The organism is Rhodococcus marinonascens NBRC 14363 (assembly GCF_001894885.1).
Taxonomy (GTDB): domain Bacteria; phylum Actinomycetota; class Actinomycetes; order Mycobacteriales; family Mycobacteriaceae; genus Rhodococcus_F; species Rhodococcus_F marinonascens.
Genome location: NZ_BCXB01000027.1, coordinates 1 through 23,538 on the forward strand (window position 1 = coordinate 1; position 23,538 = coordinate 23,538).

The window sequence follows — 23,538 nt, forward strand, 5'->3', positions numbered from 1 at the left end:
CAAGCCATTCGGTACCGGCATCCGATCGTGCATCGGCCGCCAGTTCGCGCTGCATGAGATGACTTTGGCTCTCGCCACTCTCGCGCAGCGCTTCGACATCGAACCGGAGCCCGGCTACGAGCTCACGGTTGAGGAGACACTGACCTTGCGGCCGAAGGGACTACGGCTGAAGTTCAGCCGCGTGTAGCTTTCGCGTTGTCGTCTGCGGCAAGCGGCATAGTCTGGATGTGAGCGATGAGCTCCTCGAGCTCGTCTCGGGTGACGCTCGTCGCGCGCGCCGCGAAATGGTCGATGCCCCGGTCCCGAATCTCGATCCACAGGCGTAGGCGCTGGTCTAGGTCGATATCGAGACCGGATCCGGGTTGAAGGTACGACCGGTCGGTGCCCATCGCATCGCACAGGGCATCGGCCACGTCTCGCGGCAGCTCACGCACCTCCCCGGACGCCGCTTTCTCGAGCAATTCCGCAGGCACCGGCCGGGAGAGATGCCTCCCGGCCATCGTGGCCACCGCTTGAAGCGACAGCCGGGGTTCGTTGCGGTGGTGGTAGAAGTCGCGCATCCGCTCGAGCTTCTGACTGAGAGAGGGGGAGAGGTGGGTCGTCATCTCGGCTTCTTTTCCTTGTTCTTGGCCTGCTGCCACCGTGTGGCGAACTGGTGTTCTACCTGTGGGCTGATCTCATCCGACGCGCGACCTGTCAGCCATCTCATATACAGCAAATCGAGTTCATCGGACTTGTCGGCCGGTACCGGCTTCCGATCCAGATAGTCGCCTATGAGCATCTCAACAAGGAAATCGTTCTTGTCTCTGTCTGCTCCGGCCTTCATCTCGAGCTGAGATATCACCCAAGATCGCAAGATTCGATCGACCAAGACGTCCAAGTCGGCATTGACTGCTGCAAGTTCGTCCAGACCGAGCCTCTCAGCTATCCCCTCGTATCGTTTGGCGATGTTGGAGAGATCACTGACCACCGCCAAGGACAGGGTGACCGAGTCCGTACCTGCGGAAAGGACCGAGACCCAGACCCAAGACCCCGGCCCCGCCCGGCCTGTGCGCCAACCTACCGGCCGGCCTACACCGCTGAGGACATGAACGTCACAGTGACCTCGAACCCGCCGTCGGCGCGCGGCCCGGCGGCGAACACGCCTCCGACGGCGTGCGCGCGTTCACGCATTCCGATGATCCCTTGTCCGCCCGATGATTCCGCGGCTGGGACAGAATCGGCTCGCGGTGACGAGCCGTTCACGACGGAGAGTGTCGCGGGACTCGAGTACGCGATGTCAACGAGAACATCCGCACCGGGTGCGTGCCTCGCCGCGTTGGCCAGGGATTCCTGAAGAATCCGGTACATCACGAGACCGACAGACTCCGGCAGTCGGCTCGGCTCTCCGTCGACGTGCCACACAACCGGGATACCCGCCCTGCGAGTGCCCTCGAGCAACTCGCCGATCTGCTGGACCCCGGGCTGTGGCGCAAGTTCGGCGAGTTGACCGTCGCTACGAAGAACTCCGAGCAGTCCGCGAACCTCGTTCAGGGCCGCGCGTCCTGCGGCACCGATCGATTCGAATTCCGCGCGTGTCTCGTCCGACATTCCGGCGATGCGGTACGGCGCGCTCTGCGCCTGGACCACGACCATCGACATGTGGTGCGCGACAACGTCGTGCAAATCACGGGCGATGCGTGTCTTCTCCTCGAGGATCGTCCGACGAGTGCGCTCGAATTCGCTCAGTCCCTCCTGCTGCGCGAGTTGCCGGCGCGAGAGCAGCAGCCAGCGGATAAGCAGACAGAAGACGACGGTCGCGGTGAGACCGACGGTCCATCCGCGGCCGCTGGTACCCGGCATGTCGGCGAGGAACAGCAACACGGTGGAAATCCACGCCACACCCACGACAGGAAGGGCCGCCCGCACACTGACCGCGGCCAGCAACGCGAGCATCACCAGGATATGGACTACCTGCCACGGATAGTCGTAACCCTCCTGCAGTGCGAAGACCTGCGGAATCACGAGAGCGGACACAGCGGACACAGCCCAGGCCAGTGCCGGATTCGCCCGGATCAGCAGGAACGGGAACGCCGCAAGTGCCGCGACGAACGGTTGGATGGGAGGGCTGACCTGATGGGTCAAGTGCAATGTCGGCCACGCCACGGCGAACAAAATCGCCGTGACCACGACAATTGCCACGTTCAACCATTGACCTACTGCGTCTCTCCGAGTGCGCGTCTTCATGTCCACACTGTTGACAGTAGAAACTGTCGTCGCGGCATGTCCTCACACCCCGGGTCCATGTCTACCTAGCTCCCAGGTATGGGCCGCCGGCCCGCTGGCACCACGAAGCGAGGTTTCGAACCGGACTCCAGTGTGATGTGACTGCGCAACCCATATTCATAACGTCGTCGTCATGCGAACGACGGGGACACGCAAGACGACTTGGACCGCGGTGGCAATCGCCGCGACGGCACTACTGACCACGACCGGATTCGCCGGCATCGGCGCTGCGAGCCCACCTCTGCACGAGGATGCCACCGCGTCGGCGGCAGTGCGCGCGCTCACCTCAACCGATAATCTCGCCACGCACTCGATTCCCACGCACTTCGACTCAGTGATGGGGTACACACCGCTCCGAATCGACGGAATACTCGTCAACCCGGACGGCGAGTGCTCGTCGCCCGTGCCGCTGCCGATCGAGTTCGACACCTCCTGCAAGGCACACGACCTCGGCTACGACCTACTGCGCTACGCGTCACGATCCGGCGCAGAACTGGGCCCATGGGCACGCAAGAGCCTGGACACACAACTCGATCAGCGAATGCATGCGGCGTGCGAGGCCCGCGTCGGCGAGCAGGCCAGGACGAAGTGCTTCGTGATGGCAAACATCGCCACCACCGCCGTCGCCGGAAATAGCTGGCGCCAAGGCTATTCGACGCCGATCACCGAATCAGGGCTGAGCTACGGACTTGTCGGCGGTGGAGCGGCGCTCCTGGCCGGTGCGGCGTGGCTACTGCGCCGACGTCCACGGCCCGCCGGGGCCATGACATGACCACAAGCGTTCTATTCGGCCCTGGACCGAGCACCGCACACAGTCATCCGCGAGCCACACCGCTCCTGTCGCGTCGCGCAGTTGCCACGACGACTCCGATCTCCGCACTCCCGCGCGTCTCCTCCACGATCGCCGTCACCGGCTTGGCGCTCACGTCGCTCGCTCCGTCACTTCTTCCCCGTGACGTATTGACCCAGGCCGTGTTCAGCGGCACCCTCGCGGCCGCCGGTCTCGGCATCGTGATCGTCCTCCGCCGACTGGCGCGGCTCGTCAAATACTCGCGTGACCACCACACTCCGCGCGAGTCGGTGCGACTCCTGGTCCTGATCGGATCCATGATCGCCGTGACCTGGACGATGGTGCTCGCCGACCACTGGCAGGACTCGTTGCGCGCAGCCATGGGCATGCCGGCCGTCGGTCCGGAGTACTGGCTGCGCACACTCCTCGGTGCCACAGTGACATTCCTGATCGTCGTCGGAATCGGAAGAGCCACCGCCGCTGTAGCCCGGCGCCTCGGCTGGATTGGCAGCGCCGCCACGGTAGTCGTTCTCGTGACCGGGTTCCAACTGGTCGCGGGGCCCGCATTGTGGGCGATGACGTCGCAGTCCTACAGTGACGCCGACGCCTTCGTCGACGTGTCACTGCAGCGGCCGATGTCCGGTGGCGTGTCCGGCGGCCCCGATTCCGCGATTACCTGGGAGTCGCTCGGGCGGCAGGGTCGGCGGTTCGTGGCCGCCGGTGACCAGTCGCCGAGCATTCGCACCTATGTCGGCATGAACTCGGCATCGAACGTCGAATCGCGTGCGGAACTGGCAGTGTCGGAGCTCGAGCGGGTCGGCGGATTTGCTCGGTCAGCCATCGTCGTCACCGTCCCGACCGGTTCGGGATGGATTGACGAGAACGCCACTGACGGATTCGAGGAGCGCTTCGGTGGGGACGTCGCGATCGTCGGAATGCAGTACTCGCACCTGCCGAGTTGGATGACATTCATATTCACCCGTTCCGCCGCAGACGAATCGGCCGCGGCGCTGTTTGACGCCATCGCCGACCGGATCGCCGACCTACCCGCTGACAGACTCCGTCCTGCGCTCTACCTCTACGGCCAGAGTCTCGGATCAGTGGGCGGTAGCGCCATTTTCGCGGAACCCAGCCAGCGGAATCGACAGGCGTGCGGAGCCCTGTGGGCGGGGCCACCCGCCCGATCCGTCTCGACGGCCGGTGCGACGGTCCTCGCGAACACCTCGGATCCAGTGGTGTGGTGGTCCCCCGACCTGATCCTGCACCGTCCCGACCTCTCGTTCGCACGACGGGATGCGCCGGTACCCCAGTGGATTCCGGGCATCACATTTCTACAGACGAGCGTCGACCTGATATCCGCGTTGAACTTCTCAGCCGGACACGGACATCGGTACGGGACCGAACAGGGCACTGCGTTGCCTGACTGCACCTAACTCGGCAAGCCGATCGGACTAGCTCGGCGCCCCGATGGGACCGCGAACGGCCTCGTAGGCGGCACCGACCCGGTACAACCGCTCGTCGGCCAACGCGGGGGCCATGATCTGCAGACCGACCGGCAGACCGTCGTCGGCGGAAAATCCCGATGGAACCGATATCGCGCAGTGGCCCGCCAGGTTCGTCGGCAGCGTGCACAGGTCCGAGAGGTACATCGCGAGCGGATCGCCGACCTTCTCCCCCAGTTTCCACGGGGTGAACGGACTGGTGGGCGAGACCAGAACGTCCACCTTCTCGTACGCCTTGTCGAAGTCGCGGGCAATGAGAGTCCGTACCTTGAGAGCCTGACCGTAGTAGGCGTCGTAGTAGCCCGCGGACAACGCGTACGTGCCGATCATGATGCGGCGCTTGACCTCCGGGCCGAAGCCCGCGGCACGCGTCGCGGCCATCACCTGGTCGGCGCTCATGCCGCCCTCATCGACCCGCAATCCGTAGCGCATCGCGTCGAAGCGGGCAAGGTTGGACGACACCTCACTCGGCAGGATCAGGTAATACGACGCGAGCGCGTACTCGAAGTTCGGACACGACACCTCGGTGACTTCGGCGCCGAGTTCTGTGAGCTGGGCGACGGCGGCGTCGAACGACGAGATCACACCACGCTGGTAGCTGTCGGAGTGCAATTCCTTGACCACACCCACCTTCACGCCCTTCAGGTTCCCGCCGGCACCCTCACGCGCCGCTGCGACCACCGGGCGGACCGGGGCGTCGATGGAAGTGGAGTCGCGCGGGTCGTGACCGGCAATGACCTCGTGCAGCAGCGCCGTGTCGAGGACCGTGCGGCCGCAAGGACCACCCTGATCGAGAGAGGACGCGCACGCGACGAGACCGAAACGGGAGACTGTGCCGTAGGTCGGCTTGGTGCCGACTGTCGCGGTGACGGCGGCGGGCTGACGGATCGATCCGCCGGTGTCGGTTCCGATCGCGAGTGGAGCCTGCCTGGATGCGAGCGCCGCCGCGCTGCCACCGCCCGACCCACCCGGAATACGGGAGGTGTCCCACGGATTGCGGGTCGGACCGTATGCGGAGTTCTCGGTAGACGATCCCATCGCGAACTCGTCGAGGTTGGTCTTGCCAAGGATCGGAATTCCAGCGGCGCGAAGCTTGCTGGTGAGCGTGGCGTCGTACGGCGCGATCCAGCCCTCGAGAATCTTCGAGGCGCACGTGGTGGGCATGTCCGTGGTGGTGAAGATGTCCTTGAGCGCCAACGGCACGCCGGCCAGCGGTGAGGCCGGGTCGTCACCGGCGGCGAGGCCGCTGTCCACGTCATTGGCCGACACGAGGGCCTGCTCGCCCGCGACGTGCAGGAAGGCGCCGAGTTCACCGTCGACTTCGGCGATCCGGTCCAGATGCGCCTGGGTGACCTCGACGGACGACACCTCGCGGCGGTGGATCTTCGACGCGAGATCTGCTGCGTCGAGGGTGGTCAGTTCGGCGCTCATTCGCCCTCTCCCAGAATCTGCGGCACGGCAAAGCGATCCTGTTCCACGGCGGGAGCGCCGGACAGCGCCTGCTCGTGTGTGAGACCGGGAACGATCACGTCGGGACGGGTCACATTGGTGACTGCGTTCGTATTCGCCATCGGAGGAACGTCCTCGGCCGACACTTCGGTGACCACCTTCACGTGGCTGAGAATCGAGTCCAACTGTCCGGCGAACTCGTCGAGTTCGGCGTCGGTCAGGGCGAGTCGAGACAGCCGCGCGAGGTGCGCGACCTCGTCACGGGAGATGGCAGGCACCGCGGGACTCCTTCGGTTCGGACGTACACAATGACCGCCTCAGCCTAGAGCGTGGCCCGATCGGTCGTGCAGCCAGCGCCGCAACCTGGTGGTCAGTGGCTCGACCAGCGCGGACTCGAACCGCACGGACTCGAACCGCACGCGACCTGCGAATCACCTCGACCACTCCGGCGAAGCCGAAGGGGAGACCGCATAGTCGATGAACGCAAGTGCAAAGATGGTCAGTAGCGGGGGCCGCGGGAACGCCCGCGTCCATCTCGTGGCGAAAGGGAAGCACGTGTCGTATCTGCTTCGCGTCCAGCTTCCCGACCGACCCGGTAGCCTCGGCTCTCTCGCCGTGGCGCTGGGCTCGGTGGGTGCTGACATTCTGTCGTTCGACGTCGTGGAACGGGGTGCCGGATTCGCCATCGACGACCTCGTGGTCGACGTCGAGCCGGGAGCTCTTCCCGACACTCTCATCACCGCGGCCGAGAATCTGCCGGGCGTCAGCGTCGACTCCATCCGCCCCTACGCCGGAATCCTCGACACCCACCGAGAGCTCGAACTGATCGACGAGGTGGCCGCCGCCACGGACGATCGTCTGCAGATCCTCGTCGACGGTGCGGCGCGTGTACTCCGGGTCGGCTGGTCCGCAGTGGCCGATCTCGGCCCCCACGGCGTGTACCGCGTGGTCGGCAGCTCGGGAGCCCCGGAGACCCAGGCCACTGGCATCCCGTGGATGCCGCTCGAGAAGCCCACCGTACTCGACGGCGAGGGCGACTGGGTGCCCCAATCGTGGCGTGACATGGACACCACGCTCGCCGCGGCTCCCCTCGGCACGACCGGCCGCGTGCTGATGCTCGGACGACCCGGTGGACCGGAATTCCGCCCGTCCGAAATCGCCCGGCTGGGCTATCTCGCCGGCATCATTGCGACCGTCCTGAGCTGATCAGTGTCCGTCAGCTGACCGGGCCCGTCGCGACGCACCTCAGACGATCTCACACACCAGCACGGTCAGCTCGACTCCTGGAACCGGTGTCCAATCGCGATCGGGTGCAGGTACGAATCCGTTGCGGTCGTAGATGCGGCGGGCCGCCTCCATATCCGACATGGTGGACATCACGACCGCACGGTCGCCGCGATCGTAGGCCGTCTGTAGCACGTCACGCACCAGAGCGGTGCCGACCCCGGCCCCTTGGGCGTCGGATGACACCGCGAGCATCCGGAATTCGAGCTCACCTGGTTCGGCCACCTCGGCGTACGGCGAGTCCGGCTCCGCGATCGTCACGGATCCCACGATTTGGCCCTCCAGCACGGCTACTCTGACGTCCGCCTTCTCCGCACGCTTGGCTGTGTCGCGGAGTTGGTCGGTGTACGGATCGTGCGCCTCGACGAATCCGCCGCCCACATACGCGATCACCGTGAGGTCGGCGACGGCCTCGTAGTCCTCCGGGGTCACATTCCGAATTTCGATCATGGCCAGAACTATGACAGGACCAGCTCACCCGCCCAAACTGCGGACCCGAGGTTCCGGTCACACTTCCGTGTCTGCGACCGCCTCCGGGCCGCTCGTGAGCAGTCGACGAAAGCCCCCCTCGTCCAGGACCGGCACCCCGAGTTCGACGGCCTTGTCGTGCTTCGAACCCGGCGATTCCCCGACCACGACGAACGCCGTCTTCTTCGATACCGAAGCCGCCGCCTTGCCACCCCTAATGAGGATCGCTTCCTTCGCCTGATCCCGCGAGAACGTCTCCAGAGAGCCTGTGACGACGATGGACAAGCCTTCGAGAGTGCGCGGAATCGATTCGTCCCGTTGATCTTCCATGCGAACACCGGATGCCGACCACTTCTGCACGATCCGCAGGTGCCAATCGACCCCGAACCATTCGGCAACGGCTGCGGCAATGGTGCCGCCGACCCCGTCCACCGCCGCGAGTTCCTCGACGGAACTGCTGCGGATGCGCTCGAGCGACCCGAATTCTCCCGCCAATGCGCGCGCCGCCGTCGGACCTACATGGCGGATCGACAGGGCGACCAGCACCCGCCACAGCGGTTTGTCCCTGGCGGAATCGAGGTTGTCGAGCAGTCGGCGACCGTTGGCCGACAGCCCGCCTGCCTTGGTGCGGAAGAGCGTCGTCTTCAGGAGATCGGCCTCCGTGAGGGAGAACAGGTCACCCTCGTCTCCAATCGCCTGCGCCTCGAGCAAGCTCGCGGCCGCCTCGTAGCCGAGCACCTCGATATCGAACGCGCCGCGGCCCGCGACATGGAACACGCGCTCGCGCAGTTGCGCGGGGCAGTACTGCTGATTGGGGCAGCGGATGTCCGCGTCCCCCTCCTTGGCGGGAGCCAGGAGCGTATTACACTCCGGGCAGTGCGTCGGCATCACGAACTCGTACTCGTCACCGGTTCGGGACTCGACCACGGGCCCGAGAACCTCGGGAATCACGTCGCCGGCCTTGCGGAGTACGACGGTGTCGCCGATGAGCACGCCCTTGCGTCTGACCTCGGATCCGTTGTGCAATGTCGCAAGCGAGACCGTGGATCCTGCGACCGTGACGGGCTCCATGTAGGCGAACGGGGTGACCCGGCCCGTACGCCCAACATTGACCCGGATGTCGAGCAGCTTGGTGGTCGCTTCCTCCGGAGGGTATTTGTAAGCGATCGCCCAACGCGGTGCCCGCGACGTGGAGCCCAGTCGGCGTTGGAGGGACGTCTCGTCAACCTTCACCACCAAACCGTCGATCTCATGTTCCACGTCGTGGCGGTGCTCGCCCCAGTACCGCACCTTCTCCGCGACGGCGGCCGCGCCGGTGACGCGCGCGGTGTGGGTGGACACCGGCAGTCCCCACGCTGCGAGCGCGGTGTACGCGTCGTATTGGGAAACGGGTTCGAACCCGTTGATCCGGCCGAGTCCGTGGCAGATCATCCCGAGGCGGCGGCGAGCCGTGACGGCCGGATTCTTCTGGCGCAGCGACCCGGCGGCGGAGTTCCGAGGATTCGCAAACGGCGGCTTGCCTTCTTCGACGAGCGCGGCATTGAGTGCCGCGAAGTCCTCGAGCCGGAAGAACACCTCACCACGCACCTCGAGGAGCACCGGTACCGGGTATTCGTCTGTGCCGGTGAGCTTCTCCGGAATGTCGTCGATTGTCCGCGCGTTGAGCGTCACTTCCTCGCCGGTCCGCCCGTCGCCGCGCGTCGCGGCGCGCACGAGGCGACCGTTCTCGTAGACCAGGTTCAGTGCGACACCGTCGATCTTGACCTCGCACAGGTAGTGCAGTTCGGGTCCGGTCTCCTGCTCGACCCGGGCGATCCAGGTCCTCAGTTCGTCTGCGTCGAAGACGTTGTCGAGGCTCAGCATCCGCTCGAGGTGGTCGGCGGAGCTGAAGTCGGTTGCGAAACCGCCCCCGACGAGTTGCGTCGGCGAATCTGGCGTCCGCAGGTCGGGGTATCGGTTCTCGACGTCCTTCAGTTCACCGAGCAGCGCGTCGAACCCTCCGTCGGAGATGGTGGGCGCGTCGCGGACGTAGTAACGGAACTGGTGCTGGCGCACCTCCTCTGCCAGCTCGTTCCATTGCTCGCGTACGGCTCCGGGCGCCGGCGTGGGGGCTTCGGTCGATTCACTCACCCTCGAAGATTAGCGGGTTCGGACGGCCCCGAACGCCGGACTCAGAGGGATTCGGGGTCATCGGTGAACGCGCTGCTCACCTCTGCGCACAACTTCAGCGCCTCACGACTCCAGGACTCACCTGCCCCAGCGAGCCCGCACGCCGGCGTTACCGCGACCTGGGTCCGCAGCGTGGTACGCGCAAATCCCAGCCGGTCGATCAGCGTCACCGCAGGTTTGGCCAGATCACGCCAGGTGGCCGGGGTCGCCGGCGCGGCGGTGGGGACGAGCCCCAGAGCGAGTTCCTTACCCGAATCGAGCAGCTCGCCGATGCCATCGAGGTCGGCGGAGGCCAACTGCGACACGTCGAGGCCCACGCCCAACACACTGCTGCGGTGCAGAAGGTCGAACGGCAGACCCGCGGAACAACAGTGGACCATGGTGACACCGCCAGATCCCGAGAGGGTCGCCTCGAGTGTGGCAAGAGCCTCCGGTTCGGGCACGGCCCGAACCGTCTCGAGGCGGGTACGACCGGACAGCGTGCCCGCCAACACTGCGGGCAGTCGAGGCTCGTCGACCTGGATCAGCACCCGCGCTCCGAGGCGACGGGTGACCTCCGCCGCGTGCCGCGCGAGACCCTCGCCCAGCGATTCCGCAAAGTCACGAACAGCTCCGGGATCGGTGAGTACACGGTGGCCAGTGCCGAGTTCAACTTCGGCCGCCAGTGTGAGGGGTCCCACCGACTGCACCTTGACGACGTGGTCGGCGCCGACGAGGCCCGCGCTCTCCCAAGCCTCCTCGATCGCGTCGAGATCCTGATTCAACAGGTCGATCGCACGCTTCGCGACGGACCCCCGACGAGACACCACCCGATACGCGGTCGTGGACACGTCCAGTTGGAGATCGACGAGCAGGGCGCTGGCGCGCCCAATCATGTCCGCGCCGAGTCCGCGAGCAGGTAGCTCGACCAGATGCGGGAGCCTTCCCAGTTCGCCGAGGACGATCGTCGACGATTCGCGGGCGTCCACCCCCGGCCACGAGCCGACACCGGTGACGGCCCCGGCCAATGAGATAGCCTGCGTCCTTGTGTGTTCACTCACGCTTCGGTACCCGAGATGGTTCCGCTGCCCAGAACGATGTCGCCCACGGGGTCGGTCCGGTACAGAACGACGGCCTGCCCCTTCGCCACACCGGTCAGAGGTTCGCGCAGAGAGATGGCGATGCCGCCGTCGACCGCTTCCGCGACCGCGTCGGCGAGCCCGCCGTGGGCCCGAACCTGGACTGTGCACTCGATCGGTGCATCCGGCACGCGGCCCGACGTCCACACGGCCCGCTCCGCCGCTATCGAGTGCACCTCGAGGCTGCGGGCAGAACCCACACGGACGGTGCCGGTTTCGGGCTCGATGGACGTCACATACCGCGGCTGCCCGTCTGCTGCTGGGCCCTGCACACCGAGGCCCTTGCGCTGACCGATCGTGAACCCGTGCACGCCCTCGTGTTCCGCGAGCACCTCACCGGAATCGGCGTCGACGACACTTCCCGGACGGACACCGATCCGGGCGCCGAGGAACGCTCGGGTGTCGCCGGATGGAATGAAACAGATGTCGTGGCTGTCTGGCTTGTTCGCGACCGCGAGACCGCGTTCGGCGGCCTCCTGCCGGATTTGTTCCTTCGGTGTGTCCCCCACCGGGAACATCGCCCGCGACAACTGCTCGGTCGTCAGTACGCCCAGAACATACGACTGATCCTTGTCTGCGTCGACCGCCCGGCGCAGCACCCCGTCCTCGAGTTGCGCGTAGTGCCCCGTGGCCACCGCCTCGAATCCGAGGGCAATCGCACGATCCGCGAGTGCCGCGAACTTGATCTTCTCGTTGCACCGCAGGCAAGGATTGGGCGTCTCGCCCGCAGCATACGAGGCCACGAAGTCGTCGATCACGTCTTCTTTGAATCGGTCCGCGAAATCCCAAACATAGAAAGGGATTCCGAGCACATCTGCGGCGCGCCGGGCGTCGCCGGCGTCCTCCTTCGAGCAGCACCCGCGGGATCCCGTCCGCAAGGTACCCGGTTCGGCGGACAGCGCCAGATGCACGCCCACCACGTCGTGGCCTGCAGCGACAGCCCGTGCCGCTGCAACGGCGGAATCGACTCCACCACTCATGGCCGCCAGTACTCGCATCAACGATCCCCTCCACGCGCTCCGACATCGGCGAGCCCAGCAGCACGGGCCCGCTCCACAACCTGCGGCAACGCCGCTAACACCGCGTCCACGTCGGCGACCGTCGACGTGTGACCGAACGAGAACCGCAACGATCCCCGTGCAGCCACCGAATCCACGCCCATCGCCGTCAGGACGTGGCTCGCTCGGGCCACACCCGCCGTACACGCCGAACCCGTAGAACATTCGATGCCCGCGGCGTCGAGCAGCATCAATAGCGAATCGCCCTCACAGCCGGGGAACGTGAAGTGCGCGTTGCCGGGCAGGCGCGCACTGCCGACCGGTCCGTTCAGCACCGCACCCGGAACGACCTCGCCGATGCGGTCGATCAACCGGTCGCGCAGCGCCGTCAGGTCCGCCGCGTGCGAGACAAGATCTGTGGTCGCGTGACGCAGCGCCGCCGCCATACCCACGACGCCCGCTGTGTCAGGGGTACCCGAACGCAGATCGCGCTCTTGACCCGTGCCATGTAGGAGCGGAATGCACGGAACCTGCCGTCCCAGTAACAGCGCACCGGCGCCCTGAGGGCCGCCGACCTTGTGCGCGGCGATACTGAGCGCCGACAGCCCGCTCGCGGCAAAGTCGACGGGCACGTGGGTGACGGCCTGGACGGCATCACTGTGAAGGGGTACGTCGAACTCTGCAGCGACCGCGGCGAGTTCGCTGATCGGCATGATGGTACCGACCTCGTTGTTGGCCCACATGATCGTGACCAGCGCCGTCTCGTCCGCGCAGACCGCAAGTTCATCGCGCAGCGTCTCCGGCGACACGCGGCCCATCTCATCGACCGGAAGCCAGGTGACCCGCGCGCCCTCGTGTTTCTCGAGCCATTCCACGGCGTCGAGAACGGCGTGGTGCTCAACGGAACTGGCCAGGATCCGCACCCGTGCGGTGTCGGCGGCGCGTCTGGCCCAGAAGATTCCCTTGACCGCAAGGTTGTCGCTCTCGGTGCCGCCGGAGGTGAAGATGATCTCGGACGGTCTGGCGCCGAGGTCGGCGGCGATGGACTCGCGGGCCTCTTCGACGCGACGGCGAGCGGCACGCCCGGACCCGTGCAACGAGGACGCATTCCCCACAGTCGAGAAGATGTCGGTCATCGCCCGGACGGCCTCGGGCACCATGGGGGTGGTGGCTGCGTGGTCCAGATAGACGGAAGAATTGGTGCTGCGAACAGAGGTCATGGCCTGACCAGGATAGCCCAGGCGCCGCGTCGTCTCGATGCCGCCGCCGACCGCCCCGACCGCGTCCTGCAGCAGATCGAGGATGTCGCGTGCGGCGAGAGCCCGCGTGGACAACTGAGTGCGGCAACAACTGAGTGCAGCAACAAGTGAACGGCACACAAAGTTACGACGCCCGGCCCCGGTCCCACGACGGGGAAACGGGGCCGGGGTACCGGTACGGATCAGCCCTTGTGGGTCTTGACCGCTTCGGTGAGCTGCGGGGCGACGTTGAACAGGTCGCCGACGATTCCGAAGTCCGCGATCTCGAAGATCGGGGCTTCCTCGTCCTTGTTCACGGCGACGATGGTCTTCGACGTCTGCATGCCGGCGCGGTGCTGGATGGCACCGGAAATGCCGAGCGCGATGTACAGCTGCGGGGAGACCGTCTTGCCGGTCTGGCCGACCTGGAACTGGCCCGGGTAGTAGCCCGAGTCGACCGCGGCGCGTGAGGCACCGACAGCAGCACCCAGCGAATCGGCAAGCTCTTCGACGACCGAGAACTTGTCGGCACTTCCGACGCCCCGACCACCGGAAACGACCACGGTCGCCTCAGTGAGCTCGGGCCGATCCCCACCGACGATCGGATTGCGCGAGGTGATCTTCACCGCGCCCTCTTCCTGAGCCGGGACCTCGACGGTGACCTTCTCGCCTGCGCCCGCTTCGGGCTTCGCCTCGATGGCACCCGGGCGGACAGAGATGACGGGGACGTCCCCGTTGGCCTTCGCTTCGACGGTGAACGCGCCACCGAAGATGGAGTGCACCGCGCCGCCGTCAGACTTGACGTCGACGACGTCGACGAGCAGGCCGGAGCCGATACGAGCAGCAAGACGTCCGGAGACCTCCTTGCCCTCGATGCTGGCGGCGGTGATGACCGCAGCCGGGGCGGCCGACTCGACGAGCGATGCGAGGACGTCGACCTTCGGGGTGACCAGGTAGCCGTCGATGTCGTCCGACTCGGCGATGTAGATCTTGCCTGCACCCGCGGCGGCGAGACCCTCGGCCAGTTTGTCCGCGGTTCCGGCGGCACCGGTAACCACTGCGGCCGGCTCACCGAGCGCGCGGGCAGCGGTGATGAGTTCGGTGCTGATCTTCTTCAGCGCACCCTCTGCGTGCTCGACGAGCACCAGTACTTCTGCCATGTCTAACTCTCCCTGTGTGTGTCTGCTGGTCTGTAGCGGGGCGCGATCAGATGATCTTCTGGCCCACGAGGTAGGCAGCGATCTTGCTGCCGCCGTCGCCCTCGTCGGCGATGCGCTCACCAGCGGTACGCGGGGGCTTGGGGGTGGAGGCGGTGACGGTGGTGCCCGCGTTGGCGACACCGACGGTGTCCGGGTCGACACCGAGGTCGGCCAGCGAGTAGACGAGAACTTCCTTCTTCTTCGCGGCCATGATGCCCTTGAAGGAGGGGAAGCGGGGCTCGTTGATCTTCTCGGTGACACTCACGATGGCAGGCAGGCTCGCCTCGAGGCCGAATACGCCCTCGTCGGTCTCGCGCTCACCGGTGACGGTGCCGTCCCCGACGGTGAGCTTGCGCAGCTGTGTGAGCTGCGGGATGCCCAGGTACTCGGCGATGATGGCCGGGACTGCGCCCACGCGGCCGTCGGTAGCCTCGTTGCCGGCGATGATCAGGTCGGCGGGCTCTTCGTTGTCGAACGTGATCTGTCCGAGCGCCGCGGCCAGGGTCCAGGCGGTCTGCACCGCGTCGGAACCGTGCAGGGCAGGGTCGTTGATGTGCACTGCCTTGTCGGCACCCATCGACAGGGCCTTGCGGATGGCGTCGGTGGCACGGTCCGGACCTGCGGAGAGGAGGGTCACCTCGCCGTCCTGGCCCTCCTTGGCCTGCGCCTCCTTGATCAGGAGCGCTTCCTCGATGGCGCGCTCGTTGATCTCGTCGAGCACGGCATCGGCGGCCTCACGGTCAAGCGTGTAGTCACCGTCGGTCAACTTGCGCTCGGACCACGTGTCGGGGACCTGCTTGATCAAAACAACGATGTTCGTCATGGGTCTTCGTCGACCTCCTGTGTGTTCTTGCGTGGTTATCGCGAGGCGCCGCGTGGGCCGAGCCCGCGCCGGCGATGTCTCGCGCACGATTGCTGTGCAAAAGATTACCCCACGTTAAGTTACTGCTCAGTAACATGCGGGAAAGCCTCGTTCACCTTAACGGCCCAAGGCGCATTTCGCCGCTGTGATGTAGACCACCTGGATGAACGGTCCTACTGGGGCACTAACCTCCCAGCGGTGAGCGAATCATTTGTCAGCGACCGCGAGGACGCACCGCTGCCCCCGCTCGGAGACGAGCAACTACCTCTGACCGGTGAGCGAACCGTGCCGGGAATCCCCGAGGAGAACTACTGGTTCCGGCGGCACGAAGTGGTCTACCGCGAACTCCTCCCCCGCTGCGCTGGACAAAAGGTACTCGAGGCCGGGGCAGGAGAAGGATACGGAGCCAACATGATTGCTGATGTGGCGCAGCATGTCACCGGTCTCGACTACGACGCCACCGCGGTCGAGCACATCAGGACGCGCTACCCCCGCGTCGAGATGCTGCACGGCAACCTGGCCGAACTTCCCCTTGGCGGCGCCTCCGTCGGCATCGTCGTCAATTTCCAGGTCATCGAGCACCTGTGGGACCAGGCTCAATTCCTGCGCGAGTGCTTCCGTGTGTTGTCTCCTGGCGGCGAGTTGCTTGTCAGCACGCCCAATCGCATCACCTTCTCGCCGGGCCGTGACACTCCTCTCAATCCGTTCCACACCCGCGAACTCGACGCCGCCGAGTTGACCGAACTCCTCGAGGAGACAGGATTCACGGTCTCGCTCATGACCGGTGTCCATCACGGAGAACGGCTGAAGGCGCTCGACGCCAAACACGGTGGTTCGTTCATCGGCGCCCAGATCGACCGAGCGCTCGCGGGCGAACCCTGGCCCGAGGAGTTGACTCGCGACGTCGAGGGCATCACCGTCGACGACTTCACGCTGCGCAAGGGCGATATCGACGCCAGCCTCGACTTGGTGGCCATCGCGGTGAAGGCTCCGGTTCGGTGACCCAGTTCACCGACCGCACCGGGGCGGGCCAAGAACCGGAACCGGGCATGTTCTGCCTGGTTCTGCACTCACACCTGCCCTGGCTCGCCAACCACGGCCGTTGGCCCGTGGGCGAGGAGTGGCTGTACCAATCGTGGGCGGCGTCGTACCTCCCCCTCACCGCAATGCTGCGGAGACTGTCCGACGAGGGTCGCAACCATCTGCTGACTCTCGGCATCACGCCGGTCCTTGCGGCTCAACTCGATGATCCCCACAGCTTGGCGGGAATGCACCACTGGCTCGGGAACTGGCAGATCCGCGCGCACGAGGCCGCCGGGATGCCCGACAACGCACAACGCGATCTCGGCGCGCGGGAGCACCGCGCCTCCGCTGCCGCACTCGTGGATTTCGAGTTGCGGTGGCGTCACGGCGGTTCGCCCGTCCTGCGGGATCTCCTCGACCGCGAAGCGTTCGAACTGCTCGGCGGTCCCCTTGCTCATCCGTTCCAGCCACTGCTCGATCCGCGATTGCGAGCGTTCTCCCTGAGCGAAGGCCTCGCCGATGCCCGCACCCGCTGGAACTGCACACCGACCGGCATCTGGGGACCCGAATGCGGGTACACACCGGGCATGGAGACCGGGTACGCGCAGGCCGGCGTCACACATTTCATGGTCGACGGCCCCGCCCTGCGCGGTGACACCTCGCTCGGGCGCCCAGTTCGCGAGTCCGACGTCGTCGCGTTCGGCCGCGATCTGCAGGTGAGCTACCGCGTGTGGTCGCCGAAATCCGGGTACCCAGGCCACGGTTCGTACCGCGATTTCCACACCTACGACCACGCCACCGGACTCAAACCGGCGCGGGTCACGGGTCGCGGGGTGGACTCCACGAAGAAGGCGCCCTACGACCCCACCCTCGCTTCGGTGGCGGTCGACCGACACGCAGCCGATTTCGTCGCCACCGTCCGCCGGCGACTCCGCGACGAATCCGAGCGCATCGGACGTCCCGCACTCGTCGTCGCAGCGTTCGATACCGAACTGTTCGGGCACTGGTGGCACGAGGGCCCGGAATGGCTGGAGAAGGTGCTGCGCGCACTGCCCGCAGCCGGCGTCCGGGTCGGCACCCTCGAGGACGCCCGGCAGCAGGGCTACGTCGGCGACCCCGTCCACCTGGAGAACTCCTCATGGGGGTCCGGCAAGGACTGGCGGGTGTGGGCCGGCGACCAGGTCTCCGACCTGGTTCAGCTCAACTCCGAAGTGGTCTCGACGGCCATGGAGACGGTAGACAAGGCGCGGGGGGCCGATTCGGTGCCGGGCCGGCCCGAACTCCGCAGCCGGGTGAACGATCAGATACTACGAGAGGCACTCATGACGGTGTCGAGCGACTGGGCCTTCATGGTCAGCAAGGATTCGGCGGCCGGGTACGCCCGCGACCGGGCCCACAAACACGCTCATGCCACACGAGAGATCGCCGCCGCGCTCTCGTCGGGCAAGGATGCGGCCGCCTCGCGACTGGCTGAGGGGTGGAACCGGGCCGACGGACTGTTCCCGGGTCTCGATGCGCGTCGTCTGCCCCCCACCGACAAGTTCACCGCCGACAAGTTCACCGCCGACAAGTTCACCGGAGGGGCCTCGTGAAGATCCTGATCGTGTCGTGGGAGTACCCACCGGTGGTGGTCGGCGGTCTCGGCCGTCATGTACACCACCTCGCCGCCGAACTCGCTGCCGCGGGCCACGAAGTCGTGGTGCTGTCCCGCCGCCCTTCGGGTACCGACGCGTCAACTCATCCGACGGTCACTCACATCGAGGAGGGTGTCCTCGTTGTCGCGGTCGCCGAGGATCCGGCGCACTTCGTGTTCGGCGAAGACATGCTCGCATGGACCCTCGCGATGGGGCACGCAATGGTGCGGGCCGGTATCGCACTGCACAAGCCGGGCGTCGGAGAGGGCTGGCATCCGGACGTCGTACACGCGCACGACTGGCTCGTCGCACATCCCGCAATCGCGCTGGCCGAATTCTACGACGTACCACTGGTTTCCACATTGCATGCCACCGAAGCCGGCCGGCACAGCGGCTGGGTGTCTGGTCGGATCAACCGCCAGGTGCATTCGGTGGAGTGGTGGCTGGCCAACGAATCCGATGCGCTCATCACGTGTTCGGCGTCCATGCAGGACGAGGTGACCACCTTGTACGGGCCGCAGTTGCCGCCGATCACGGTGATCCGCAACGGAATCGACCTCACCGCATGGAACTTCCGTGAACGCGCGCCCCGCTCTGGGCCGCCCCGGCTACTCTTCGTGGGACGTCTCGAATACGAGAAGGGCATCCAGGACGCCATCGCCGCGCTCCCCCGCATCCGCCGCAGCCACCCTGGCACTACGCTGTCGATCGCCGGCGAGGGCACCCAATTCGACTGGCTCCATCACTTGGCCCGCACCCATCGGGTCGCACGCTCCGCGAACTTCCTCGGCAACCTCGACCACATCGAACTGCTCGGCTGGCTGCACGGCGCCGACGCCATCGTCCTGCCCAGCCGCTACGAACCGTTCGGCATCATCGCGCTCGAGGCCGCCGCCGCCGGAACCCCGCTGGTGGCGTCCACGGCAGGCGGACTCGGTGAAGCAGTGGTCGACGGGGAGACCGGCATGTCGTTCCAACCGGGCGACGTTGCCGGTCTCACATCCGCGGTGCGGGAAGCCCTCGACGACCCGGCGGCAACGCAGCAGCGCGCGGTGGCCGCGCGTGACCGTCTCACCGCTGACTTCGACTGGCACAAGGTCGCCGAGGAGACCGTGCAGGTCTACGCGGGCGCGAAGCGCAGAGTGAGACACCCGTTGGCCAGGCCGGAAGTTCCCGAGCGTCCGCTTCCCGGTCGCTGATCCCCGGGCTCAGTTATCCTGGGCGGCCTTCTTACGCGCAATGTCCTCGAGGGCCGCAATGTACTTCGCCCGCTCGGATGCGCCCGCCTCCCACTCGGCCCGACGGTTCTTCACTACCCGGGCGGGCGATCCGACGGCGATACTGAAGTCCGGGATGTCGCCCTTCACGACGGCGTGGGCGCCGAGGACGCAACCACGCCCCACACGGGTATTGCGCAGGACTGTGACCTTCGCCGCGACCCAGGTGTCTGGACCGATGCGGACCGGGCCCTTCACGATGCCTTGATCCTTGATCGGGACGTTCACGTCGTCCATGCGGTGGTCGAAGTCGGTGATGTAGCACCAGTCGGCTACCAGCGTCGACGCGCCGATCTCGATGTCGAGGTACGTGTTCACGACGTTGTCCTTGCCGAACACAACCTTGTCGCCGATACGCAGCGAACCTTCGTGGCAGCGGATGGCATTGCCGTCGCCGATGTGCACCCAACGGCCGATCTCGAGCCGGGACAGATCGGGAGTCGAATGGATCTCCACCCGCTTCCCCAGGAACACCATGCCGCGCACGATTACGTGCGGGTTCGCGAGCTTGAACTTCGCGAGCCGGTAGTACCGCGTCAGGTACCACGGCGTGTATGCCTTGTTCGCCAGCACCCACCGGAGCGAGGCGAGCGTCAGGAAGCGGGCCTGCTCGCTGTCAGTTCGCCTGGATCCTCGCCACCTCGTACGCAGCGGTGCGCCCCACATGCTCGTCATAGCCCGCCAGCCTACGTCCACCCCGCGGCCACTCGCGCAGGTGTGCCCGGGCTTCCGACACCGGGGTGAGACCACTGTGGCAGCCTCGGCCAGATAGTCTCTGAGCCGAGCGTGATCGAAGACGAGGAGATTTAATGCGGCGGGTCCTACGTTCGTCAGCAGTGGCGCTGGCGACCATCTCGGCTGTCGTCCTCAGCGCGTGCAGCAGCGGAACGCAGGTCGACGACGTCTTCTCGGCGGGCGGATGGCCGGGCATGCACGCCGACGCCCGCAACAGCGACACCAGTCCGGTCACCGGTTCCCGGGACATCTCCCTCGCCTGGACGCGCCCGATCGGCGGACCTGTGGCGAACTACGCGTCAGTGGCCGCCAGCGGCCAGATCTTCCTCACAGCCCGCACCGAGCAGGGCTGCAATCTCTTCTCCTTCCAGATGGAAAGCGGCCGGAAGCGCTGGTGCCGCGAACTCGGGCCGGGTGTCGTGGCGTCCACCCCGATCGTGGACGGCGCCGCCAACGTCTACGTCGGCGAAAACGGTGCCATCAACTCGTTCAACGAGCACGGCCAGCTGCGTTGGCGCACACCGGTGGTCGGGACGCCGCTGTCCGCGCAGTTCACCGGAGACGGCAACCTCCTGTTCATCACCCAGCTCGGCCAGATCAACGTCGTGAACACGCAGAACGGGCAGAAGGTCATGGCACCTTACGACCTGATCCCGCCGCCATCCTTCACCGAAGGCGCGGACGTCGACATCATTCCCGACGACCAGGGTCTGGACAGCTGCTTCTTCGGATCGCCTGACTGCCCCGTGGCCAACATGCCTGCGATCGACCTCGAGACCGGCAAGTTCTACTTCACGTTCTTCCCGCCCGATGCGCCGGAGGCGGAACTCGTCGCGATGAAGTACTCCGGTGGCGACAATCCAGCGATCACACCGGAGTGGTCCACCGACGCGCTGCCGGGTGGGAGCGCATCCAGCCCTGGTCTGTCCGGCGACAATTCCGTCGTCTACGCCAACGACAACGAGGGCAAGCTGTGGGCCCTCGATACGGCGACCGGCGATCCGAAGTGGAGCTATGACATCGGGTTCGCCGCAGCCGGTAGCCCCTCGACGTCTGCGGACGGTCTGATCATCCCCGCCGGCGGCGCCAACGGTCACCTCCTTGCCCTGCGGGACGAGGGCGACCACGCCGAACTCGTCTGGGAGCAGAAGGATCTGCTGCAGTTGGGCGTCCCTGCACAAACCGCCGGCTCGACGGGCTACGCGGTGGTCCGCGAAGGCACGGACGGGCTGGCAATGATCACGTTCGACACGCAGACCGGCGAGATCGTCGACCAGGACACCCTGCCTGGCGCGAAAGGGTTCACCGTCGGCACGTCCATCGGGCCCAAGGGTGAAGTCCTCACTCCGACGCTGATCGGCGAACTGTTCGTCCTCCGCTGACCCGCGGGGACTTCACCGGCGTGGGTTCGCAGACGAAGGCGACCCCCGCGCGACCGATCCGCGTGATCACCACGCTGAGCGAACGACTTCCGCGCAATTTCAAGCGCGGACGCAGGACCGCGGGGTCGACGTCCACACCGCGGACGAGAATCTCCGCGATGCCGCAATCGTGGCGCACCAATTCCTGGCGCAAAGACTTCTCCGAGTACTTGACTCGGTCGAGAACGCGAAACCCGCGCGCGCCCTCGGGCACCGAATCGCCGGTGAGATAGGCGATTCGGGGGTCCAATTGCCACAGACCGTGCCGTGCGGCGTAGTGACGAACCAGACCCGCACGGACGACCGCCCCGTCTGGATCGATAATCCACCGGCCCGGCGAACGTTCAGGGATCTCGTCATCTTCGGCGTCCGTCACCGTCCACGCCGACCCATCCGAGGCGAGCACACTCGCCCGCCGGGTGACATCGGCACCGGACAGTCCCGGCGACCACAAGCACGCCTCGCGTACACCGCCGTCGAGCGAGACCACCTCCACTTCGCCGGCCCAGCCAAGTCGGTCGAAATCGAGTCCCGGAGCACACTTCACCGCCAGATCACGGCCACGGTACGCCTCGATCAGGTCGGGCAGTGGTGGCTCGAGCGCGGCCGGGTCGTGCGTTCGCCTGCCACCGGATCGCCGGGCCGGATCCGCAAGCACGACTGTGTCGCGGGTACACGGGACAAGCGCGTCGGCTCGGAGAACGGTCGCCCCGGGTACATTGTGCCGGGCCATCAAGAGGCGAACCGGGTCGATATCGCTACCGATGACGGTCGCGGCCGTCCCGACCGCCGCATCGAGTTCAGCGCCGATGGAACAGGTGACGTCGTGGACGTCCCGGTCCCGCAGGCGCTGCGCACGGTGCGTGGCCACCGCGCGTGGTGTCGACTGTTGTAGGGCGTCGTCGGTGAAGAACCATTCCTCGGTGCCTGGGAGTTTGGCCGCAGCCTTGCGGCGCAGCATCACCGTCTCCACCAGCACCGCCACATACGATCCGAAACGTCTACGCGCCTGGCCGATATCGGCCAGGCGCGTAGACGTGCTCAGTGTGTAGCCGTCCATCTCCGCGAGCGCCGCTGTCCCGTCAGGACTCTGCAGGAACTTCACATCTCCGGGAGTGAACGCATAGCCCAATTCAGTTGCCGGACTTCATACCAGTGATCATGACATTGTAGAAGAACTTGCGCGGCACCACGTGTCGCAGAACCTTCTCGTCGACCCAACTCAGCGTCTTCCAGCCGTTGAATGCGAACCGTCCCCAGCCCCAACCCAGCTTCTCGGGGGGCACTGCGGACTCGAAGGTGCGGACCGGCCAACCGAGCAGAGCAGCCGCGAATTCTTCGGTGGCGGCATGAACCTGCACTGCGCCGGCTGACTTCGCGATCGTCTCGAGGTCGCCCGGGTCGAACGTGTGCAAATCAACGACGGCCTCCAGCGCCGCCGCGCGCGAGGACTCGTCCAGTTCCGCCTGCGGGCGTCGCCAATCGGCGAGGAAGGGCAGCCTGGTGACTCGGATGGTGGCCTCCCACGTCGCACGGCCGAGCCAGCGGGCGTAGAAGTTTCCGATCGTGGTGGGCTCACCGGCGAAGAGGAAGCGCCCACCGGGCTTCAGTACACGCAAGACCTCGCGCAGCGACTGCTCCACATCCGGGATGTGATGCAGGACGGCGTGCCCCACAACGAGGTCGAAAGTGTCGTCGTCATACGGGATGGTCTCGGCGTCGGCGACGCGACCGTCGACCGACAGTCCCAGGCTATCGGCGTTACGCAGCGCGACCTTGACCATGCCGGGCGAGAGGTCGGTGACCGAACCGGTCTTCGCGACGCCACCCTGCATCAGATTGAGGAGGAAGAATCCGGTACCGCAGCCCAGTTCGAGCGCCCGCTCGTAAGGTAGCGGCTGATCCCCCGCGACGGCGTCGAAACGCCCGCGCGCATAGTCGATGCACCTCTCGTCGTACGAGATCGACCACTTCTCGTCGTACGTCTCGGCTTCCCAGTCGTGATAGAGCACCTGGGCGAGCTTGGTGTCCTTCAGCGCAGCCTGTACCTCTTCGGCGGTGGCGTGCGGGTGAGGAGCGGGGTCGTCATGGGCGCTTGCAGTCATG

23 protein-coding genes are annotated in these 23,538 nt (G+C 66.2%); 8 read left to right on the forward strand and 15 right to left on the reverse strand.

All coding sequences use genetic code 11. The features are described 5' to 3' along the window. On the forward strand, positions 1-187 hold a 187-nt coding region (locus RM2_RS17695; protein ID WP_139277819.1), incomplete at its 5' end, for a cytochrome P450. Here RM2_RS17695 and RM2_RS17700 read toward each other — a convergent pair. From RM2_RS17700 to RM2_RS17710, 3 genes are all read right to left on the reverse strand, one after another. Further along, positions 174-605, reverse strand: coding sequence for a hypothetical protein (locus RM2_RS17700; RefSeq protein ID WP_072690862.1), 432 nt, complete (start codon positions 603-605; stop codon positions 174-176). The two genes, RM2_RS17695 and RM2_RS17700, sit on opposite strands and share 14 nt — an antisense overlap. Then, positions 602-970: a hypothetical protein gene (locus tag RM2_RS17705; RefSeq protein WP_072690863.1), complete on the reverse strand. Its 369-nt coding sequence runs from the start codon at positions 968-970 to the stop codon at positions 602-604. Before RM2_RS17705 ends, RM2_RS17700 begins: the two co-directional genes overlap by 4 nt. 101 nt (positions 971-1,071) lie before the next feature. Further along, the gene (locus RM2_RS17710; RefSeq protein WP_072690913.1) at positions 1,072-2,226 is read right to left on the reverse strand and encodes a sensor histidine kinase; all 1,155 of its coding nucleotides are present in this window, start codon (positions 2,224-2,226) and stop codon (positions 1,072-1,074) included. Positions 2,227-2,398: 172 nt separating this feature from the next. Here RM2_RS17710 and RM2_RS17715 point away from each other — a divergent pair, with 172 nt between their 5' ends. Both RM2_RS17715 and RM2_RS17720 read left to right on the forward strand, forming a co-directional pair. Beyond that, positions 2,399-3,037: a hypothetical protein gene (locus tag RM2_RS17715; RefSeq protein WP_072690864.1), complete on the forward strand. Its 639-nt coding sequence runs from the start codon at positions 2,399-2,401 to the stop codon at positions 3,035-3,037. Next, positions 3,034-4,488, forward strand: coding sequence for an alpha/beta-hydrolase family protein (locus tag RM2_RS17720; RefSeq protein ID WP_072690865.1), 1,455 nt, complete (start codon positions 3,034-3,036; stop codon positions 4,486-4,488). The genes RM2_RS17715 and RM2_RS17720 overlap by 4 nt, the downstream gene beginning before the upstream one ends. Before the next feature lie 18 nt (positions 4,489-4,506). Here RM2_RS17720 and gatA read toward each other — a convergent pair whose 3' ends face one another. Further along, entirely contained in the window at positions 4,507-5,988 is a 1,482-nt protein-coding gene (gatA, locus tag RM2_RS17725; RefSeq protein ID WP_072690866.1) for an Asp-tRNA(Asn)/Glu-tRNA(Gln) amidotransferase subunit GatA, read from the reverse strand. Beyond that, complete coding sequence (gene gatC / locus RM2_RS17730; RefSeq protein ID WP_072690867.1) at positions 5,985-6,284, reverse strand: Asp-tRNA(Asn)/Glu-tRNA(Gln) amidotransferase subunit GatC; 300 nt, start codon at positions 6,282-6,284, stop codon at positions 5,985-5,987. Before gatC ends, gatA begins: the two co-directional genes overlap by 4 nt. A 277-nt stretch (positions 6,285-6,561) precedes the next feature. Here gatC and RM2_RS17735 point away from each other — a divergent pair, with 277 nt between their 5' ends. After that, on the forward strand, positions 6,562-7,212 hold the full coding sequence (locus RM2_RS17735; protein WP_072690914.1) for an ACT domain-containing protein: 651 nt from the start codon (positions 6,562-6,564) through the stop codon (positions 7,210-7,212). Positions 7,213-7,251: 39 nt separating this feature from the next. Here the strand turns inward: RM2_RS17735 and RM2_RS17740 are convergent, their stop codons facing one another. From RM2_RS17740 to RM2_RS17770, 7 genes are all read right to left on the reverse strand, one after another. Then, the gene (locus tag RM2_RS17740) at positions 7,252-7,740 is read right to left on the reverse strand and encodes a GNAT family N-acetyltransferase (RefSeq protein ID WP_072690868.1); all 489 of its coding nucleotides are present in this window, start codon (positions 7,738-7,740) and stop codon (positions 7,252-7,254) included. A gap of 57 nt (positions 7,741-7,797) precedes the next feature. Further along, positions 7,798-9,888, reverse strand: coding sequence for an NAD-dependent DNA ligase LigA (gene ligA, locus RM2_RS17745; RefSeq protein WP_072690869.1), 2,091 nt, complete (start codon positions 9,886-9,888; stop codon positions 7,798-7,800). Between the two features lie 41 nt (positions 9,889-9,929). Further along, the gene (locus tag RM2_RS17750) at positions 9,930-10,967 is read right to left on the reverse strand and encodes a methionine synthase (RefSeq protein WP_072690870.1); all 1,038 of its coding nucleotides are present in this window, start codon (positions 10,965-10,967) and stop codon (positions 9,930-9,932) included. Further along, the gene (gene mnmA, locus RM2_RS17755) at positions 10,964-12,043 is read right to left on the reverse strand and encodes a tRNA 2-thiouridine(34) synthase MnmA (RefSeq protein ID WP_072690871.1); all 1,080 of its coding nucleotides are present in this window, start codon (positions 12,041-12,043) and stop codon (positions 10,964-10,966) included. The genes RM2_RS17750 and mnmA overlap by 4 nt, the downstream gene beginning before the upstream one ends. Then, a complete protein-coding gene (locus RM2_RS17760) occupies positions 12,043-13,263 on the reverse strand; it encodes a cysteine desulfurase family protein (RefSeq protein ID WP_072690915.1) in 1,221 nt (406 codons plus the stop codon). The genes mnmA and RM2_RS17760 overlap by 1 nt, the downstream gene beginning before the upstream one ends. 221 nt (positions 13,264-13,484) lie before the next feature. Beyond that, a complete protein-coding gene (locus RM2_RS17765) occupies positions 13,485-14,441 on the reverse strand; it encodes an electron transfer flavoprotein subunit alpha/FixB family protein (protein WP_072690872.1) in 957 nt (318 codons plus the stop codon). Between the two features lie 46 nt (positions 14,442-14,487). Next, on the reverse strand, positions 14,488-15,303 hold the full coding sequence (locus RM2_RS17770; RefSeq protein ID WP_072690873.1) for an electron transfer flavoprotein subunit beta/FixA family protein: 816 nt from the start codon (positions 15,301-15,303) through the stop codon (positions 14,488-14,490). Between the two features lie 237 nt (positions 15,304-15,540). On the opposite strand from RM2_RS17770, the gene RM2_RS17775 reads away from it, so the two are divergent. Genes RM2_RS17775 through RM2_RS17785 form a run of 3 tightly spaced genes read left to right on the forward strand, consistent with a single transcriptional unit; the run spans position 15,541 to position 19,198 of the window. After that, positions 15,541-16,344 carry a class I SAM-dependent methyltransferase gene (locus RM2_RS17775; protein ID WP_072690874.1) on the forward strand — a complete coding sequence of 268 codons (804 nt, stop codon included), beginning with the start codon at positions 15,541-15,543 and terminating at the stop codon, positions 16,342-16,344. Then, on the forward strand, positions 16,341-17,957 hold the full coding sequence (locus RM2_RS17780; protein WP_245814030.1) for a 1,4-alpha-glucan branching protein domain-containing protein: 1,617 nt from the start codon (positions 16,341-16,343) through the stop codon (positions 17,955-17,957). The genes RM2_RS17775 and RM2_RS17780 overlap by 4 nt, the downstream gene beginning before the upstream one ends. Then, positions 17,954-19,198, forward strand: coding sequence for a glycosyltransferase family 4 protein (locus RM2_RS17785; RefSeq protein ID WP_072690875.1), 1,245 nt, complete (start codon positions 17,954-17,956; stop codon positions 19,196-19,198). The genes RM2_RS17780 and RM2_RS17785 overlap by 4 nt, the downstream gene beginning before the upstream one ends. Before the next feature lie 9 nt (positions 19,199-19,207). Here RM2_RS17785 and RM2_RS17790 read toward each other — a convergent pair whose 3' ends face one another. Next, positions 19,208-19,951 carry an acyltransferase gene (locus RM2_RS17790; RefSeq protein WP_072690876.1) on the reverse strand — a complete coding sequence of 248 codons (744 nt, stop codon included), beginning with the start codon at positions 19,949-19,951 and terminating at the stop codon, positions 19,208-19,210. 134 nt (positions 19,952-20,085) lie between these two features. Between RM2_RS17790 and RM2_RS17795 the strand changes: the two genes are divergently transcribed. Further along, positions 20,086-21,393: an outer membrane protein assembly factor BamB family protein gene (locus RM2_RS17795; RefSeq protein WP_072690877.1), complete on the forward strand. Its 1,308-nt coding sequence runs from the start codon at positions 20,086-20,088 to the stop codon at positions 21,391-21,393. Here RM2_RS17795 and RM2_RS17800 read toward each other — a convergent pair. Then, a complete protein-coding gene (locus RM2_RS17800) occupies positions 21,353-22,564 on the reverse strand; it encodes a THUMP-like domain-containing protein (RefSeq protein WP_072690878.1) in 1,212 nt (403 codons plus the stop codon). The genes RM2_RS17795 and RM2_RS17800 overlap by 41 nt on opposite strands. A 1-nt stretch (position 22,565) precedes the next feature. Next, a complete protein-coding gene (locus RM2_RS17805) occupies positions 22,566-23,537 on the reverse strand; it encodes a class I SAM-dependent methyltransferase (protein ID WP_072690879.1) in 972 nt (323 codons plus the stop codon). Position 23,538 lies beyond the last annotated feature (1 nt).

Excerpts from the sequence above, each read along its gene's own strand:
- RM2_RS17715 (WP_072690864.1), top strand. The coding sequence starts at position 2,399 with ATGCGAACGACGGGGACACGCAAGACGACTTGGACCGCGGTGGCAATC.
- RM2_RS17770 (WP_072690873.1), bottom strand. The coding sequence starts at position 15,303 with ATGACGAACATCGTTGTTTTGATCAAGCAGGTCCCCGACACGTGGTCC.
- RM2_RS17740 (WP_072690868.1), bottom strand. The coding sequence starts at position 7,740 with ATGATCGAAATTCGGAATGTGACCCCGGAGGACTACGAGGCCGTCGCC.
- mnmA (WP_072690871.1), bottom strand. The coding sequence starts at position 12,043 with ATGCGAGTACTGGCGGCCATGAGTGGTGGAGTCGATTCCGCCGTTGCA.
- RM2_RS17765 (WP_072690872.1), bottom strand. The coding sequence starts at position 14,441 with ATGGCAGAAGTACTGGTGCTCGTCGAGCACGCAGAGGGTGCGCTGAAG.
- RM2_RS17760 (WP_072690915.1), bottom strand. The coding sequence starts at position 13,263 with ATGACCTCTGTTCGCAGCACCAATTCTTCCGTCTATCTGGACCACGCA.
- gatA (WP_072690866.1), bottom strand. The coding sequence starts at position 5,988 with ATGAGCGCCGAACTGACCACCCTCGACGCAGCAGATCTCGCGTCGAAG.
- RM2_RS17700 (WP_072690862.1), bottom strand. The coding sequence starts at position 605 with ATGACGACCCACCTCTCCCCCTCTCTCAGTCAGAAGCTCGAGCGGATG.
- RM2_RS17805 (WP_072690879.1), bottom strand. The coding sequence starts at position 23,537 with ATGACTGCAAGCGCCCATGACGACCCCGCTCCTCACCCGCACGCCACC.
- RM2_RS17790 (WP_072690876.1), bottom strand. The coding sequence starts at position 19,951 with ATGACGAGCATGTGGGGCGCACCGCTGCGTACGAGGTGGCGAGGATCC.
- RM2_RS17795 (WP_072690877.1), top strand. The coding sequence starts at position 20,086 with ATGCGGCGGGTCCTACGTTCGTCAGCAGTGGCGCTGGCGACCATCTCG.
- RM2_RS17710 (WP_072690913.1), bottom strand. The coding sequence starts at position 2,226 with ATGAAGACGCGCACTCGGAGAGACGCAGTAGGTCAATGGTTGAACGTG.
- RM2_RS17720 (WP_072690865.1), top strand. The coding sequence starts at position 3,034 with ATGACCACAAGCGTTCTATTCGGCCCTGGACCGAGCACCGCACACAGT.